The organism is Pseudoalteromonas sp. AS71 (assembly GCF_038900275.1).
Taxonomy (GTDB): domain Bacteria; phylum Pseudomonadota; class Gammaproteobacteria; order Enterobacterales; family Alteromonadaceae; genus Pseudoalteromonas.
Genome location: NZ_JBBMQZ010000020.1, coordinates 82,388 through 100,018, shown reverse-complemented (window position 1 = coordinate 100,018; position 17,631 = coordinate 82,388). Strand labels below are relative to the sequence as shown.

The 17,631-nt window shown below is 39.9% G+C and carries 14 protein-coding genes; 8 read left to right on the top strand and 6 right to left on the bottom strand.

The window, feature by feature from the left end:
* Positions 1 to 665: 665 nt before the first annotated feature.
* A complete protein-coding gene (locus tag WNY98_RS15500; protein WP_342878344.1) occupies positions 666 to 1,622 on the bottom strand; it encodes a helix-turn-helix domain-containing protein in 957 nt (318 codons plus the stop codon).
* 219 nt (positions 1,623 to 1,841) lie between these two features.
* Here WNY98_RS15500 and WNY98_RS15495 point away from each other — a divergent pair, with 219 nt between their 5' ends.
* The 3 genes from WNY98_RS15495 to eat are packed head-to-tail and all read left to right on the top strand — an operon-like array spanning position 1,842 to position 5,595.
* A complete protein-coding gene (locus tag WNY98_RS15495; protein ID WP_024599418.1) occupies positions 1,842 to 3,248 on the top strand; it encodes an ethanolamine ammonia-lyase subunit EutB in 1,407 nt (468 codons plus the stop codon).
* On the top strand, positions 3,245 to 4,132 hold the full coding sequence (gene eutC / locus WNY98_RS15490; RefSeq protein ID WP_342878343.1) for an ethanolamine ammonia-lyase subunit EutC: 888 nt from the start codon (positions 3,245 to 3,247) through the stop codon (positions 4,130 to 4,132). Before WNY98_RS15495 ends, eutC begins: the two co-directional genes overlap by 4 nt.
* A 59-nt stretch (positions 4,133 to 4,191) precedes the next feature.
* Positions 4,192 to 5,595 carry an ethanolamine permease gene (gene eat, locus WNY98_RS15485; RefSeq protein ID WP_342878342.1) on the top strand — a complete coding sequence of 468 codons (1,404 nt, stop codon included), beginning with the start codon at positions 4,192 to 4,194 and terminating at the stop codon, positions 5,593 to 5,595.
* Positions 5,596 to 5,724: 129 nt separating this feature from the next.
* Here the strand turns inward: eat and arfB are convergent, their stop codons facing one another.
* A complete protein-coding gene (gene arfB, locus WNY98_RS15480) occupies positions 5,725 to 6,138 on the bottom strand; it encodes an alternative ribosome rescue aminoacyl-tRNA hydrolase ArfB (RefSeq protein WP_024599421.1) in 414 nt (137 codons plus the stop codon).
* A gap of 193 nt (positions 6,139 to 6,331) precedes the next feature.
* On the opposite strand from arfB, the gene WNY98_RS15475 reads away from it, so the two are divergent.
* Positions 6,332 to 6,904, top strand: coding sequence for a hypothetical protein (locus WNY98_RS15475; RefSeq protein WP_024599422.1), 573 nt, complete (start codon positions 6,332 to 6,334; stop codon positions 6,902 to 6,904).
* Between the two features lie 277 nt (positions 6,905 to 7,181).
* Here the strand turns inward: WNY98_RS15475 and katG are convergent, their stop codons facing one another.
* Positions 7,182 to 9,362 (bottom strand): catalase/peroxidase HPI, encoded by a 2,181-nt coding sequence (gene katG / locus WNY98_RS15470; RefSeq protein WP_342878341.1) that lies wholly within the window; start codon positions 9,360 to 9,362, stop codon positions 7,182 to 7,184.
* Positions 9,363 to 10,266: 904 nt separating this feature from the next.
* On the opposite strand from katG, the gene WNY98_RS15465 reads away from it, so the two are divergent.
* Positions 10,267 to 11,157 (top strand): tetratricopeptide repeat protein, encoded by an 891-nt coding sequence (locus tag WNY98_RS15465; RefSeq protein ID WP_197185278.1) that lies wholly within the window; start codon positions 10,267 to 10,269, stop codon positions 11,155 to 11,157.
* Positions 11,158 to 11,392: 235 nt separating this feature from the next.
* Here WNY98_RS15465 and deoD read toward each other — a convergent pair whose 3' ends face one another.
* Both deoD and WNY98_RS15455 read right to left on the bottom strand, forming a co-directional pair.
* Entirely contained in the window at positions 11,393 to 12,094 is a 702-nt protein-coding gene (gene deoD / locus WNY98_RS15460; RefSeq protein ID WP_024599424.1) for a purine-nucleoside phosphorylase, read from the bottom strand.
* A complete protein-coding gene (locus WNY98_RS15455) occupies positions 12,094 to 13,326 on the bottom strand; it encodes a phosphopentomutase (RefSeq protein WP_024599425.1) in 1,233 nt (410 codons plus the stop codon). The genes deoD and WNY98_RS15455 overlap by 1 nt, the downstream gene beginning before the upstream one ends.
* A 192-nt stretch (positions 13,327 to 13,518) precedes the next feature.
* Here WNY98_RS15455 and udk point away from each other — a divergent pair, with 192 nt between their 5' ends.
* From udk to WNY98_RS15440, 3 genes are all read left to right on the top strand, one after another.
* Complete coding sequence (gene udk, locus WNY98_RS15450; RefSeq protein ID WP_007583533.1) at positions 13,519 to 14,151, top strand: uridine kinase; 633 nt, start codon at positions 13,519 to 13,521, stop codon at positions 14,149 to 14,151.
* Between the two features lie 17 nt (positions 14,152 to 14,168).
* A complete protein-coding gene (locus WNY98_RS15445) occupies positions 14,169 to 15,395 on the top strand; it encodes a NupC/NupG family nucleoside CNT transporter (RefSeq protein ID WP_024599426.1) in 1,227 nt (408 codons plus the stop codon).
* 306 nt (positions 15,396 to 15,701) lie between these two features.
* Complete coding sequence (locus WNY98_RS15440) at positions 15,702 to 16,412, top strand: transporter substrate-binding domain-containing protein (protein WP_342878340.1); 711 nt, start codon at positions 15,702 to 15,704, stop codon at positions 16,410 to 16,412.
* Between the two features lie 802 nt (positions 16,413 to 17,214).
* On the opposite strand, the gene WNY98_RS15435 is transcribed toward WNY98_RS15440, so the two are convergent.
* Positions 17,215 to 17,424 carry a cold-shock protein gene (locus WNY98_RS15435; RefSeq protein ID WP_002959120.1) on the bottom strand — a complete coding sequence of 70 codons (210 nt, stop codon included), beginning with the start codon at positions 17,422 to 17,424 and terminating at the stop codon, positions 17,215 to 17,217.
* Positions 17,425 to 17,631: the final 207 nt, after the last annotated feature.

Genomic DNA, 17,631 nt, shown 5'->3' with positions numbered 1-17,631 from the left:
GAACTTTAAATTCTTGTGTAAATCGACGTCTCATTTTATCTGCCTCTATTAAAAGTTAGAGGCGACAACTATCCTGATACAGGGGGTTAAAGCCACGTTACATGAGCGCGAAATAAATTAGCACCTACGGGTTCGGTGTTGTTGTAGGTGAGGTTTTATACCTCGCTTTCACTTTTAAAGCATTTAAGCCATGTTACATAAGTGCGAAATAAATTCGCGCCTACGGGCTTGGTGTTTGCACGATGTAGGTGAGGTTTCACACCTCGCTTTCACTTTTCGTTCTTTATTATTTTAACTCCAAGCTGTCCTCTAAAAGCGAAGCGCCTCTAAACCTCTTTGTGAATAACAGCCCTTAAAAATATAAATGCACAAAGAGAAGAAAAAGAGGAGTAAATGAGAAGACAAAGTCCATTTGTTTAAGTTATATGATATTTCACCAACGAGGCGCTGTACGATACACAGAGAAAACACGAGTAATGGTTAGTCACTGCTCCTTGTTTTCTCCTTCACTTCTCGGTGGTGATTTAATTACTTGCTTACTATTGCACCCGACTAAATGTAAAAGCGGTGATTTTAAACGCCAGCAAGCTGCGCGTCCACAGGTGTTTAACTCAAGTTAGAGTATGGTCTGTAGAAGAAACGTGCTCACGTTAGAAGTGTAGTTTCTAACCTTTAAAACTATTACTTTTAACTGTTTGTGATGGGTTTTCACCAAAAAGTTGCGTGTAATCTTTAGCAAATTGTCCCGCGTGCCAAAATCCCCAATTGGCTGCTATTACTGAAATTGGTTTATTTTGGTTTAATTTTTTCAGTTCCCGCCTTACATTATTCAAACGTGTTAAACGTAAAAACCGCAAAGGGTTAATTCCTAAAATACTCTCAAAGCTATATTGAAGTGTGCGCCTACTTACAAAGGCAAGCTCGCACAGCTCGGTTATGGTTATTGTTTTTTGTGGATTTGTGGTCACATACTCTTTTACTTTATCTACCACGGCTTTTCGACGTGTATAACTTGGCGCAATATTTTGCTGTGGATTATCCGCTTGTAATAAGTGTAGTGCCAACATGTTTAGCATATCTTGTTGTGATTCGGTTTTAAGTCCAAAGCCCTTGCCTACAACCATGCTATTAATTATTTGCCTTGCCGTTTGCAATGATGAGTTGCTCACCGATAAGCGAGCTGATTGCGCAGATGACAGGTTTTTCAATGTTACACCTTGTAGCTGCGCCATATATTCAATTGAGTTCCAATCGATTACCAAACCATAAATATTAAATTGCTCAGGGGTTATCAGTTCAAAGTCATTATCACTTGTACGGCACATAAATTGATTACTTGCCACATTTAGGCCATTAATTCTACTTTGCTGCGACTGATAAGGGATGCCAAGCCAAACAGAATTGGGGGCTATGTTACATTGCTGACGAAGCGCTCGCTCGGTGTATTCTTTAAACACGTGAATATTGGCGTAATCCGTTTCTTCAATAAAACCATAAAAGCTGCCGTCGCTCATTTGATCGTATTTTTGCTGCCATTGAGTAAGGCTATGCGCTTGCTCGTCTATGTCATGTGTTTGCACCTTGCTCTTAAGTGGTGCGCCGTACCTATTTTGCTGCGCCATATAGGGGATGCTCTTTTTCGTTACACTTTTATTATGCTTAAGTTAACACCGCTTTGCGTATGCAACCAATTGAATTGGATTAATAAATAATCTTTTGCCAAAATTCGATAGTTACTTGGTACAAAATAAGCTGTCTTGTAACTATTCAAAATTGATTTATAGCTAAAATATAGCAAAACCTATACCAAGGTTTGTCATGTTAGTTATGTGGAGTAAATCATGGGGCAAGCGTACAGTTACACTTTAGGTACACATACTTATAAATTCGATAACTTAGCCCAGTTAATGGCTAAAGCAACGCCGCAGCGTTCGGGTGATCGCTTAGCGGGTGTAATTGCACAATCGGCGCAAGAGCGCGCTGTAGCACAAATGGCATTGGCCGATGTACCTCTTAAAACATTTTTAAATGAGGTACTTATTCCCTATGAAGATGACGAAATTACACGTTTAATTATTGACGAGCATGATGCGAATGCTTTTATGGCTATTGCACATTTAACCGTAGGTGACTTTCGTAATTGGCTTTTAAGCGACTTTGCAACACCCGCTGTGCTTGCAAGTATAAGGCAGGGTATTACGCCCGAAATGGCTGCAGCTGTTAGCAAGATAATGCGCAATCAAGATCTCATATTAATTGCTAAAAAGTGCCATGTTACGAGTGCTTTTAGAAATACCATTGGCCTTCCTGGGCATTTATCTACACGTTTACAACCAAACCACCCTACTGATGATATTAACGGTATTGCTGCATGCATGCTCGATGGTCTGCTATACGGTAATGGCGATGCAGTAATAGGTATCAACCCTGCAACCGATAATGTTGCTCAAGCCATTAAATTAATGACGCTAATGGATGATGTTATTCAAAAATATGAAATACCAACCCAAAGCTGTGTACTCACCCATGTTACTAACACGATTGAATGCATAGAAGCAGGTGCACCGGTTGATTTAGTGTTTCAGTCGATTGGCGGCACAGAGGCTACTAATTCAAGTTTTGGCTTTAATTTAAATACCTTAGCCGAAGCGCAAGATGCGGCCTTGAGTTTAAAGCGCGGTACTGTTGGCAATAACGTGATGTATTTTGAAACCGGGCAAGGCAGTTCGCTTTCAGCAAATGCGCATCATGGGCTTGATCAGCAAACGTGTGAAGCTCGCGCTTATGCCGTTGCTCGTAAGTTTAACCCGTTACTGGTAAATACCGTGGTGGGGTTTATTGGCCCTGAATATTTGTTTGATGGTAAGGAAATTACTCGAGCAGGACTTGAAGATCATTTTTGCGCTAAGTTACTAGGTATACCGATGGGGTGCGACGTGTGTTACACCAATCATGCAGAGGCCGATCAAAACGATATGGATAACTTGCTAACGCTATTAGGCGTTGCAGGTTGCTCGTTTGTAATGGGAATACCTGGCTCTGACGACATTATGCTTAATTACCAAACTACGTCGTTTCATGATGCATTATATGTTCGTCGTGTTCTTGGCTCTAGACCCGCCCCTGAGTTTGAGGCATGGCTGAGCAAAATGAAAATTATGCAAAGCACTTCCGATATTACACTTTCAGATACTTTGCCTCCCGCTTTTGCCAAACCTCTGGGTGCAATTACTGGAGGTGGCTCATGAAATCAAGTTCAAAACAGAGCACTTCTTTAGATAACTCAGTAAACGAGCATAAAAATAACGGTAATGTAGTGCACAATCCTTGGAGTGATTTACGCCGTTTTACCGACGCGCGTATTGGCCTTGGCCGCGCCGGTATAAGTTTGCCAACCTCAGAAATGCTGGCTTTTCAGCTATCTCATGCACAAGCGCGCGATGCGGTGAGCTTTCCGCTAGATATTAACGAAATGACTGAGCAACTGGGTAGTATTAGTGCTCTAAAAGAGGTTGCTCCTCCCCTGCATTTACACAGCCAAGCTACTGACAGGGTTACTTACCTTCAGCGACCCGATTTAGGCCGCAAGCTTAATGACAATGGTAGGCAAATACTTCTCAGCTATATGAATAAACAAAAACACACTACGCAGGCTAAATACGATTTAGCGATTGTCGTGGTTGATGGACTCTCGTCGTTGGCGGTACAAAAAAATGCATACCCATTTATAACAGAGCTATTAACGCACCTCACAACAGACAAGCAATTTAAAATTGCTCCCATTACTTTGGTTGAGCAAGGGCGAGTAGCGATTGGCGACGATATAGGTGAGCTGCTAAATGCCCAGGTGGTTATGGTGTTAATAGGAGAGCGCCCAGGACTTAGTTCGCCAGATAGCCTTGGCTTGTATTTAACGTGGGAGCCCAAAACAGGACTTAACGATGCATGTCGTAATTGCATATCGAATATTCGCCCTGCAGGCCTGCCTTATGCTGAAGCGGCTAGGCGTGCACTGTACTTATTACGTGAAGCTAAAAAACTAAAACTAACTGGGGTTAATTTAAAAGACCGCACACAAGACGATGTCATTGAGCATCAGGTTCCAACCACTAACTTTTTAATTGCTGAGTAATTTTAATTAAAAACACGTGAAATAAAACAATAAAAACTAAACATCAACGGAGAAGGGTTATGTCTACTAATAATACAGAGTACCTTGCTAAAAGACAGTTAAAACGGGGTACTGCGGGATGGTTATTACTCGCAGGTTTGGGTGTGTCGTATGTAATATCGGGTGACTTTGCAGGTTGGAACTTTGGTATTGCTGAAGCCGGTTGGGGTGGCTTTGCCATTGCAGCAGTATTAATGGCAGTTATGTATTTAGCGCTAGTATTGTCGCTTGCTGAAATGTCAGCTGCAATACCTGCTGCAGGCGGTGGTTATAGTTTTGCGCGTCAAGCTATCGGGCCCGCGGGAGGCTATTTAACCGGACTTGCCGTATTAATTGAATATGCCTTAGCACCCGCTGCTATTGTTATTTTTATAGGCTCTGCAGTTGAAACCCTTACCGGATTTAATGGCCCATGGGTATATGCATTATTTTACTTACTATTTGTGGGCATTCATTTAGCAGGCGTGGGAGAAGCACTTAAAGTAATGATGGTAATAAGTGGTTTAGCGGTATTAGCTATTATTGCGACCGCATTTGTATTAATCACAAATTTTGATGCATCACGCTTATTTGACGTCCCCGTAACCGATGCAGTGGGAGCCAGTGAGTTTTTACCTTTAGGTTGGTACGGAGTTTGGGCTGCATTACCGTTTGCCATGTGGTTGTTTTTAGCGGTTGAAGGTGTACCGCTTGCTGCAGAAGAAGCAAAAGATCCCGCTAAAGATGTACCTAAAGGCATAATTGGTGCAATGATCTTTTTGTTATTTACTGCATTTTTAGTGGTAGTTTTAGTACCAGGTGCTGGCGGTGCGGCTGCAATGGGCGCAAGTGCAGTGCCTTTAGTTGATGCATTAAACGCATCGGGTAGTGAGGGCTTAGCAACCGTTGTAAATATATTAGGGCTTGCGGGGTTAGTCGCTTCATTCTTTTCTATAATTTATGGTTATAGTCGCTTAGTGTTTGCTTTATCTAGAGCTGGTTATTTACCGCGTTCGTTGTCTATTACTACTAATCGCAAAGTGCCAGCACGTGCGTTAATTGTACCGGCAGTATTTGGTTTTTTAGTATCACTCAGTGGCGAGGGTGACTTAATACTCGCAATGGCAGTAGTGGGAGCAACGGTATCGTATGCATTAATGGCGCTGAGCCATATTTTGCTACGCGTTAAACAACCTGATTTACCTCGCCCGTACAAAACTCCTGGTGGTGTAGTTACTTCAAGTATTGCTTTAGTGCTTTCACTTATAGCATTAACGGGTGTGTATGCATTTGACCCTCGTGCATTTTTATACACTATGGTGCTGTTTATTGTGGGTGCGGCTTATTACTTTGGCTATAGTTCAAAACACTTAGTTGCTAAAAGCGCGGACGAAGAATTTGCAATGCTGGCGGATGCAGAATCTGATTTAGAAATGGCTAAGTAGACATTAATAGCTATTAAATATAAGTGAGGAGACCCCTCACTTATATTTTTATGCACGCTGTAGGATGTAAAAATAGCGCCTACATTTAGGCATCAAGTCCCCTCTCTATTTTATTTATACCGTTTAAAACTAAAACTTAATGTTGCCGCGTAGCGCTTTGTTTTGCCCATGTTTAGTTTTTTTATCCATACGTTTGCGCTGTGAATTACGGCTAGGCTTGGTGGCACGACGCGCCTTATTGACAACGGTAGCACTGAGTATTAAATCTTTTAAACGTTTAAGGGCATCTTCTCGGTTTAGCTCTTGTGTACGGTGGCTTTGCGCTTTAATTATTAAAACGCCCTCTTTGGTGATTCTTGAATCATTTAAGGCAAGCAAGCGTTCTTTGTAGAAGTCAGGTAATTTAGAGCGGTTAATATCAAAGCGTAAATGAATTGCACTTGCCACTTTGTTAACATTTTGACCACCGGCACCTTGCGAACGAATAGCCGTGAGCTCTAGTTCCCATTCATCGATAGTGACAGTATTTGAAATTGTTAACATTGTGTTCAGCTCTATTTGTCAAAAATGCATTATATCATTTGTAACTATATTTGTGCTGAATCAGCTTAAGTTATAGGACTTTAAAGTATTTATACTACTTTATAGCCTAAATACCCCTAATACTTTAGTTTTGTATTGGCAAGCGCTTACATTTAGTTTTAAATAGCGTTAATTAAACAACAGGAAATGCCCAATGAAAAAAATACTTTTATCACTTAGCTTATTAGCAATGAGTTTTTCAAGCCTTGCAGAAGACATTAGCGAAGGCCAATTACAAAGCTACATGAAAGCATTACCTGCTGTAACTAGCTGGGCAAGCAGCCAAGAGTCGTTAAAAGACTTAGATTTAGCAAGTATGTTAGGTGGTTCTGCAGAGCAAAGCGTTGGCGAACAAAGCTCTTTAGCTAATAGCGCACTAAGCATGATTAAAGAGCAAGACCTGTACAAAAGCTTCGCGGGTGTTACAAACCGTTATGGTTTTACGCCAGAGCAGCTAGTAACGGTAGGTTCTGAAGTATCAATGGCTTATATCGAAAATCTTAAATCGGGCCTTTCTGCTGATAACCAAGAAACGGCAACTAAAGTAATGGGCGGCCTGCAAAGCCTTAAAAGTGCTAAAGATAGTGGCGCTAGCTCGTTAATGGGTTCGTTTGGTAAATCTTCAAGCGCAGCTGCGGAGTCTACGGATTCTTTAGTAAGCGAAAGCAACCTTGAACTTGTGAGCGAATACATGCCACAACTACAAAAGCTTTTTGCACTTCTATAAGTTTTATTGTTTTATACAAAAAGGTGGCTTTTGCCGCCTTTTTTAATGCCTAACTTTTATATGACTTAGATAGATTACGATATTTTGTGAGCAATACTGAGTGGTGCTGTGTGCAAAATTTAATGCAAAAATAGCTTTCTATCGCCGCTTATTTAATCTGGGATATGGGTCGTAAGTTGTCAATTTTTATAAAAAGGCAGCTTTGTGTAACGGTATGGCAAATATTAAAAAACGGGGGAGTAAATTATTACTCCCCCATTTTTATTTAGCGTACAGATTATTTAAGATCGAACCTGTCTGCGTTCATTACTTTTACCCATGCATTTACAAAGTCATGTACAAAACGCTCTTTGTTGTCGTCTTGTGCATAAAACTCAGCAAGTGCGCGCAATATAGAGTTTGATCCAAATACTAAATCAACGCGTGTTGCCGTCCATTTAGTCGTACCACTTTGACGGTCAACTATATTGTATAAGCCTTTTTGAACCGGCTCCCAACGGTTTGACATGTCAGTTAAGTTTACAAAGAAATCGTTGGTTAATGAGCCAACGTTATTTGTAAATACGCCATGTTCGCTGCCTGCGTAGTTTGTACCCAATACACGCATACCACCAATAAGTACCGACATTTCTGGTGCACTTAATCCCATTAACTGGCTACGTTCTAGTAATAACTCTTCAGCTGATACTGTGTAATCTTTTTTCAACCAATTTCTAAAACCATCATGAATTGGTTCTAATACATCAAACGATTCTGCATCAGTCATTTCGTCTGTTGCATCTCCTCGACCTGGTGCAAACGGCACGTTTACATCAACACCCGCTTGTTTTGCAGCTTGTTCTACGGCTGCTGTACCACCTAAAACAATTAAGTCGGCGATGCTAACTGGTTTATTCAAGCCAGCCTGCACTTTTTCAAGCGCACTAAGTACTGATACTAAACGTTCTGGCTCATTACCTTGCCAATCTTTTTGCGGTGCTAAACGAATGCGTGCACCATTTGCGCCGCCACGTTTATCAGAACCACGATAAGTACGTGCGCTATCCCAAGCTGTATTTATTAAATCAGCGGCACTAACACCACAATTTAATAATGTCGTTTTAAGATCGCTAATTTCGTCGTCTGTTAATGTGTAATCAACGGCTGGAATTGGATCTTGCCAAATTAAGTCTTCACTTGGTACGTCGGCGCCTAAGTAACATGATTTAGGGCCTAAGTCGCGGTGAGTCAGTTTAAACCATGCTCGCGCAAACACATCTGAAAAGTATTCAAAGTCGTTATTAAAACGTTCAATGATTTTGCGATATTCAGGGTCCACTTTCATGGCCATATCAGCATCAGTCATCATTGGCTTTAAGCGAATTGATGGATCTTCTACATCAACAGGTTTGTCTTCTTCTTTAATATTAATAGGCTCCCACTGATGAGCGCCTGCTGGGCTTTTAGTCAGTTCCCATTCGTAGTTTAGAAGTAAGTAACAGTAACCGTTATCCCATGTGGTTGGGTGTGTAGTCCACGCACCTTCAAGGCCTGAAGTAACAGTATCGCGGCCAATTCCGCGTGTTGTTGTATTATTCCAGCCAAGGCCTTGCTCGTGTACGTCTGCAGCTTCTGGTTCTGGGCCTAGGTTTTCAGCTTTACCGTTACCATGTGTTTTACCTACAGTATGGCCGCCCACAGTTAATGCAGCGGTCTCTTCGTCATCCATTGCCATGCGGGCAAAGGTTTCGCGAACTTGAGCCGCTGTTTTAAGCGGATCGGGTATACCGTTAACACCTTCTGGGTTTACATAAATTAAGCCCATTTGTACTGCTGCTAATGGGTTTTCCATCGTATCTGGTTTATCTACACTTTCGTAACGGCCGTCACTTGGCGCTAACCATTCTTTTTCAGCTCCCCAGTAAACGTCTTTTTCAGGGTGCCAAATATCTTCTCGGCCGCCTGCAAAACCAAAGGTTTTTAAACCCATTGATTCGTATGCCATGTTGCCCGCTAAAATAATTAAGTCGGCCCATGAAAGCTTGTTACCGTATTTTTTCTTTATTGGCCACAGTAAACGGCGCGCTTTGTCAAGATTACCGTTATCTGGCCATGAGTTAAGTGGTGCAAAACGTTGATTACCTGTGCCACCGCCTCCTCTACCATCGGCTAAACGGTAAGAACCCGCTGAATGCCATGCTAGACGAATCATTAAACCGCCGTAATGCCCCCAATCGGCTGGCCACCAATCTTGGCTGTCGGTCATTAAGCTTTTTACATCTGTTTTTAGCGCGTCAAGATCGATTGATTTAAATGCTTCAGCGTAATTAAAGTCGCTATTGTATGGATTTGATTTGGTGTCGTGCTGATGAAGAATGTCTAAGTTTAGGGCATTTGGCCACCAATCAGTATTGGGATTAGACGTTTTAGTATTACTGCCGTGCATGACCGGACATTGGCCTGCTTTAGGGTTGCTCATTCTGGAATCCTTATAATGGAAAAGTAAAATACTTAATCAATCAGTATTGTTGCTTATGTATTTATAACTTTTTAAAAAGTAACGGTTATTTTTATTTAATCGGCTTACTTATTATTTAGTGTGCCTGCCTAAACAGTTATATATCTTTAATATAGGCGCATAAATTATGCTACGCCAGCCTCAACATACTATTTAAAACGATTGCTCCAATTTATATTTTTGATTGGTCTTTTGCTAATGATGTATTTAACAATAGCTTTGTAATTACGTTTTAAATAATAGTAAAAATAAATCTGACGACGCTCGTGTAAAGTATTGCAGGGTAAAATACAAAATTAGTAAACTAACCTTAATCTTTTTACTAGACCTGTGATCGAATTGAAAAATTTCGGCGTAATAGTATGTGAAGGGTTTGAAAGTGGCTTTAATTTATTTAAAGCGCACATTGGAATACCCCCCTTCACCATGAAATTGTAGTTATATAGTTATAATTATAAAGGTGCATTACTTAAGCCCAATGCACCTTTACTTTATAAACCGAATACTTGAAGTATTCTTATATTTTTAACTAATTGAATTGAATTAAGTATTTGTTCAGAAAGGTTCAGTTAGTATGAAGTTGTTCTCCTGTGAATCCCTACGACATATTGTTGTTTTAAGCAGTTTTTGCCAGCTCATATTGAGCTGGCTTTTTTTTGCCTATTTTTCCTAAAACCATCTAAGTATTAGCAAAATGCTCAAGCTTTACCCTGTTATTCCTAGGCTCACTAGGCTAAAAAATTCTTACAGCTATTGTTCCTATCTAAATTAGGTTAATTTTAATCCTGAAAAGTCAACGCGCCCTAGTGCCATTCAGCCCTGCATGTTAAAGTTATTACAGTAATTAATTTAATTAGGCGTATCGATGCGTTATTACCTATCTACACTTTTTGTTTGTTTAACTTTTTTTTCGGGCATAGTAAATTCTGCTGAAAAACAACCTGCCTCACCTACAGCACAACAAGAGCAACAAGCCCTTCAACAACTTAAAGAGCCTATGTATAAACCGCTAATGGAGCGCTACATACTCGACGAGCTAAAAGCGGTTAGGCAAGATCAACAAAAACTCCGTGAAGATGTAACTAAACAGGTAACCCATGCTCAGCTTGATACTGCTGACCGCGCATTAACGTACACTACCGATACTATTAATAATGTATTTTTTATAATCACCGCTACGGCTTCTATTTTGGTTTTAGTGGGCTGGAACTCACTACGCGATGTTAAAAACAAAGTAGAAGACATTGTAAATACACGTGTGAGCGTAATTACAGACGAGTATGAAGACCGATTAAAAATTCTTGAAGAAAAACTACGTGTACGATCTGAGGAAATACTCAGTAACCAAGAGCGCATATCGGTGACTAACGAAGTTCATTCGCTGTGGATGCGCGCCAACCTAGAAAGTGATTTTGCTAATAAGATTGAAATTTTTGACGAAATACTTAATCGCAAACCAGAAGATGTTGAAGCCATTGCTTATAAAGCCGATGCATTACTAGAAATTAATGAAACAGCACAAGCCATTGAGCTGTGTAACCAAGCTATTGATATAGACAGTGATTACGGTTATGCCTATTGGCAACGCGCATGTGCTTATGCACTAACACATAAGCATGCTGATGCCTTAGCCGACATTAAAATGGCACTTGAATACTCTCCAAACTTACGTAATGAGCTATTACATGAGAGCGCATTTGCAAGCCTACATGACAACGACAGCTTTAATACGATAGTAGCTGGTGAGATTGTTTAAGCACTCAGTATTTGGCCTGTATGATTAGGCACAACACCATAAAAAAGGGCTTTGGCCCTTTTTTTGTTTTTAAAGGTTAAGTTTGTTGTGTAATTAAGTAATTAGAAGCTGCTGCTCATTTTCTTCAGGCATAAAAAAAGCCGCATAAAATGCGGCTTTGGAGGTTTAGTCTCACTTCACTTTGGGCGTGTCTCCAAAGCTTAGTGAATACGTTACCAAGGAACTGTTTTATTGATTAGATAGACTCTAATGCAATTTTAACCATTTCATTAAACGTACTTTGACGCTCATCAGCAGGTGTTGCTTCACCAGTGATTACGTGGTCACTTACTGTAAATAATGCCATTGCGTTTGCGCCGTATTCAGCTGCAACGCCATATAAACCGGCTGTTTCCATATCTACTGCTAGCATGCCTAACTTGTCTAAGTCTTTATAGAACGAGTCATCTGCTTGATAGAATGTGTCGGTTGTGAATACGTTACCTACTTTTGCTTTAATGCCTAGCTCTTTAGCAGCGTTTACGCCGTTTAAAAGTAGGTCAAAGTTAGCAATAGCAGCAAAATCGTAGCCACGTACGCGTGCACGGTTTACGTTTGAATCTGTGCTTGCACCTTGTGCAAAAATTACGTCACGAATTTTGATATCTGTACCAATACCGCCACACGTACCAATACGTATAATATTTTTAACGCCAAAGCTTACAATTAGCTCACGTGCATAAATAGACATTGATGGAATACCCATGCCTGAACCCATGATACTTACTGGCTTACCTTTGTAAGTGCCAGTGAAACCGTACATGTTACGAACGCCGGTAACTTGTACTGCATCATCTAAAAAGTTTTCAGCAATATATTGCGCACGTAGCGGATCGCCTGGCATTAATACTGTTTCGGCGAAATCACCAACGTTTGCACTGATATGCGGAGTACTCATTAATTGTTTTCCTTTTTATTTGGCGTTTTTAGCTCATTTAAAAAGCTGTCGCCGTAATCAAGCGCAGATAAGCTAAACCACTGTGCCAGTGTTTGGCCTATATCTGCAAAGCTGTTGCGTTCACCTAATGGTGTGTTACTCATACCTGCTTGGTATGCAATAACAGGTACGTATTCACGAGTGTGCTCAGAACCTGGAAAGGTTGGGTCACAGCCATGATCTGCAGTGATCATTAATACGTCATCTGCTTTTAACTGATTTAGTATAGTTGGTAGATAGTCATCAAATTCTTTTAATGCTTTTGCGTATCCTACTGGATTACGGCGATGACCAAATTTTTCATCAAAATCAACTAGGTTAGTAAAGATTAAGCTACGATCTGGCGCGCTTTCCATTACTTCGCTGGTTTTTTCTAGCAAGTTCATAAGCCCAGGTGCTTTGTGCTTTTGGGTTATGCCCTGATGCGCGTAAATATCTGAAATTTTACCAATACTAATTACTTCGCCGCCGTCTTTTGCTAGTACATCTAGCAATGTTGGTGCTGGCGGAAGTACTGAATAGTCACGACGATTACCCGTTCGGGCAAAGTCTTGGCTATTTGAACCCAAAAATGGCCGCGCAATCACTCGTCCTATATTCATTTCATCAAGTAGCGCCCGTGCGATTTCGCAAACTTGATAAAGCTTCTCTAGGCCGAATGACTCTTCATGCGCGGCTATTTGAAACACGCTATCAGCTGAGGTGTAACAGATTGGTTTACCTGTTTTTACGTGCTCTTCACCTAGCTGTTCTAAAATGGTAGTTCCTGATGCATGGCAATTGCCTAAAATGCCAGGAATACCCGTACGAGCTATAAACTCGTCTATAAATTCTTGTGGGAAACTTGGCTGTGTTTTTGGGAAATATCCCCAATCAAATAACACTGGTACGCCTGCCATTTCCCAATGACCCGATGGCGTGTCTTTTCCGCTAGAGATTTCTTTAGCGTAACCCCATGCACCTTCTGGTGCTTGGCGGTTTGAAATTAAACACGGTTCGCCACCGGCAGCTTCACATGCGTCTACTAATCCTAATTTAGATAAATTAGGAAGCGACAGTGCACTGCCTGTTTCGTCGTAATATGCTTTTAGTAAGTGAGCGAATGTATTAGCCCCAAGATCGCCGAATTTATCTGCATCTGGTGCTGCACCGATTCCTAGGCTATCTGCCATTAAAATAATTGCTCTTGCCATTTTGACCTCACTTTGATTCTAGGTGGTTACTTTATCCGCTGATCGAATTTTCCGTACAGGACAAAAGTCCTGTTTCATAAAACCTAAACATTATAAATTTGCACTCTTGAGCGAAGCAAAAGAGATTAATCGTGTCTTTTTTGCTATTGTGATCTACCAACAATATATCTTTCTGTGTGGATGAGAACTTTAGTGACACGAACTACTATTATAGCTATTGCAGGCGCGTCTGCGTCGGGCAAATCTCTTTTTAGCCAAACTATATACAATGAATTGGTTAATGAGCTTGAACCAGGCGCTATCGCCATTATTGAAGAAGATGCTTATTACAAGGATCAGTCGCATTTGCCTATGGCTCATCGTACGCAAACAAATTACGACCATCCAGATGCATTTGAGCATGCGTTGATGCTTGAGCATTTAACACAACTTCGTTGTGGTAACTCAGTAGAAGTACCAACGTATGATTATGCACAGCATACGCGTAGTGCAACCACACGCCGAGTGCCTGCTGCTAAAATACTGATTGTTGAAGGTATTTTACTATTGAGTGACAAAGCGCTTAATAAAGAATTTGATATTAAGGTGTTTATAGATACACCTTTAGATATTTGTTTAATGCGTCGTATGCAACGTGATATGGAGCAACGAGGCAGAACATTACAATCTGTTGTTGAGCAGTATCAAGCAACTGTTAGACCGATGTTTTATCAATTTATTGAGCCTTCGAAGCATAACGCTGATTTAGTTGTGACTCGAGGCGGCATGAACCGCGTTGCGATTGATATAATAAAAAGTAAAATTAAATATTTACTACAAGAATAACAACGGGAAACATTTGTATGACAACATTTATGAGCTTAGTGGGCATGTGTGTGCTACTAAGCATTGCCTTCGCTGCGTCGACTAATCGCAAGGCAATTAATTTAAGAACCGTTGGTATAGCGTTTGCAATGCAAGTTGTTATTGGCGGTTTTGTTCTGTTTTTCGAAGCAGGAAAAAATGTGTTAACGAGTATGTCATCAGCCGTTTCGTCGGTTATTGGTTATGCTAATGATGGTATTGGGTTTTTATTTGGTCCACTCGCCTCACAAGACACATTAGGTTTTATTTTTGCAATTCAAGTTTTGCCAGTTATCGTGTTTTTCTCAGCACTTGTTGCTGTGTTATATCACCTTGGCATTATGGATTGGATAATTAGGATTTTAGGCGGCGGTTTACAAAAATTATTGAAAACCTCTCGCACAGAATCGCTTTCAGCAACGGCAAATATTTTTGTAGGCCAAACTGAAGCTCCGTTAATAGTTAAGCCATTTATAGCAACAATGACCAAGTCGGAATTGTTTGCAGTGATGGTAGGTGGCTTAGCCACTGTAGCAGGCTCTGTAATGGCCGGTTACGTAATTATTGGCGTAGATCTTAAGTATCTTATTGCGGCGAGCTTTATGGCTGCACCAGGTGGGTTTTTAATGGCCAAGATGATTGTGCCAGAAACTGAAACTCCTAAAGATAACTTAGCTGATTTAGATTTAGATGACGAAGATAAGCCTGTAAATGTAATTGATGCAGCTGCATCAGGTGCTGCAAACGGTATGCATTTAGCACTTAATGTAGGTGCAATGTTACTTGCTTTTGTAGCGCTAATTGCACTATTAAACGGTTTATTAGGCGGTATTGGCGGGTGGTTTGATTACCCGACATTAACGCTTCAAGAAATATTAGGTTATGTATTTGCTCCAGTCGCATGGTTACTAGGTGTGCCATGGGATGAAGCGATTATAGCCGGCAGCTTTATTGGTCAAAAGATAGTAGTAAACGAGTTTGTTGCTTACTTAGACTTTATAAATTATCGCGATACGTTAAGTGCGCACACACAAGCAATTGTTACTTTTGCTTTATGTGGCTTTGCTAACTTATCATCGATAGCCATTTTACTAGGTGGGTTAGGCGGTATGGCGCCTAGCAGGCGGAAGGATATCGCACGCTTAGGGCTCAGAGCAGTGTTAGCAGGATCTATGGCTAACCTTATGAGCGCAGCAATTGCTGGGTTTTTCCTCTCGCTAGCTTAGAAACTTATTGAGATGAACACCGGTGTTGCAAAACAAGAGGATAGCGCTTTAAGGGGTTAAAGCTCTATCTGACTTGAACGATACTTCACCAAGGGCCGCAAGGCCCTTTTATCGTTTTAGAGCATAGTTTTTTAGCTTCAATTACTTCAGACCTCAAACCGTTTACCTATCTAGCCTCCTTTATAGTTGTACATAACTCAAATAAACCAATATCTTAGTAACAAGTTCACATAAATAATTTTTGTATTTTTCATATTTTCAGCCACACTTATATTACTTAAGCTAACCGAATGACGATTCGCTATTGTGAAATATATTCTTTATTCCCTTCTTTTTACTTGTTCCGTGTATATTCAAGCTAAGGACACTCTGCTTGTTGTAACTGAGTTAGCGCCACCAAACCAAGTATTAATTAAGGGCGAAGTTGCAGGTGAAGGTACTCAATTTATTAGGGATATATTTGCTGAGGCAGATCTCGCACCTAACATTCAAATGTATCCTTGGGCACGTGCTTATAAAATTGCAGATGAATTAAAAAATACCTTTATATACAGCCTTGCACGCACTGTAGAGCGAGAAAATAAATTTTATTGGATTGGACCAGTTGGACGATTTGAGCTGGGCTTTATCGGCCTATCAGAGCGAAATGATCTTATTATAAATAATACTGAACAAGCAAAAGTGTATAAAATTGCAATGCAACGCAATGACTTTTCAACACAAACCCTCAGCAAACTTGGTTTTGAAGCTGTTTTAACCTCTGACATTCAAAAATCATACTCTTTACTATTAGCTAAAAAAGTAGATTTAATTGTAGACGATCCATTATATATGCAGCAGATGAGCGACTATCTAAAGCTCAAACCAGCACACTTAAGGTTCATTTATAAAATAGATGAGCTAACAATTGATGCTTATTTAGCTGCGAATAAAAAAACAGATATGCGTTTAGTTGAAGCACTACAAGCTGCCTTTTTAAAAGTAAAAAAAGATAAAGGGCTACCTTACGAAAGGTAAATTAATAATAGTGGGGTATTTATAAGCAGCAAAGTCACCTTTCGTTTTTAACTTTTTATACTCATTGTTAAATCGCTTTATAATAGGTCTAGGTACCGATTAATAAATGCTATGTAATTACCAGCAAACTTAGGATGGGGTGATTTTTGCACTTCACTACGTCAGTTGCTTTATATCCAAAGAGCTCTAGCTATACTTTATTGTAACTTTTGAACCTGAAATTAGATCTATCTTTCTTTTTGAAAACAAATCCATAAATTGTTTTTCGTCTCCAAAAATCAGTAAATTTTCATCCGTTTTAAAGCCAATTTTATTTACTAATAACTCATATGTATCACCTCTTACAATTTTAAAAAAAACTGCTTTGCATATTTTGGATTATTTATACTAATACCAATAAATAGAGGTTCACGTTCGGTGTTTTTAGCAATTAGAACAAGACCTAAGTGAGGGTCTTTTTGAACTAAATTATAAGCATGCTCCCAAAGAGGCAATTTAAACTCGCTGGTTATAGCAATAGCTGTGCAAATATCTTTTACAATAGCGAGAGTAATACCAACAAGCTGATCTTTGTCGTTTTAAAATTATAAGGGAGAAATGTTCGGTATAAATTACAAGCTTAAACTCACTTGCATTAGCGCAATGGCTTAGAAGAATAGAAAACAAATATTAGGTGGGGCTTAATAATAGCAATATCATTTAGCTAATTTACATTGGTAATGCGCGTTGTTTGGTTTGAGTCAAATTTCAGACACAAAAAAAGCGCCTTAAGCGCTTTTTTTCATTTTACTTAAAAGTAAAATTATACAGCTGTGATGTTATCAGCTTGTGGGCCTTTTTGACCTTGTGAAAGAGTAAACTCTACACGTTGGCCTTCAGCTAAAGTTTTGAAACCTTCGCTTTTGATTGCTGAGAAATGTGCGAAAACGTCTGGGCCATTTTCTTGCTCGATGAAACCAAAACCTTTAGACTCGTTAAACCACTTAACTGTACCTGATACGATGTTAGACATTGTAATATCCTGAAATAAAAATAAAAATATGCTCATAAGAGCGGGTGTAGCAAAAAATGAGATGGTACTTTAAAAACTTCAGGACGGAACTACAAGTATTACTTATATCGAAATGGAGATTTATAGCTTACATGCTTTCTTTCTAGCTGCGGCCCACTATATAGAGTTTAAATAATATGTCAAGTACCTATCTATAATCAGAATGAT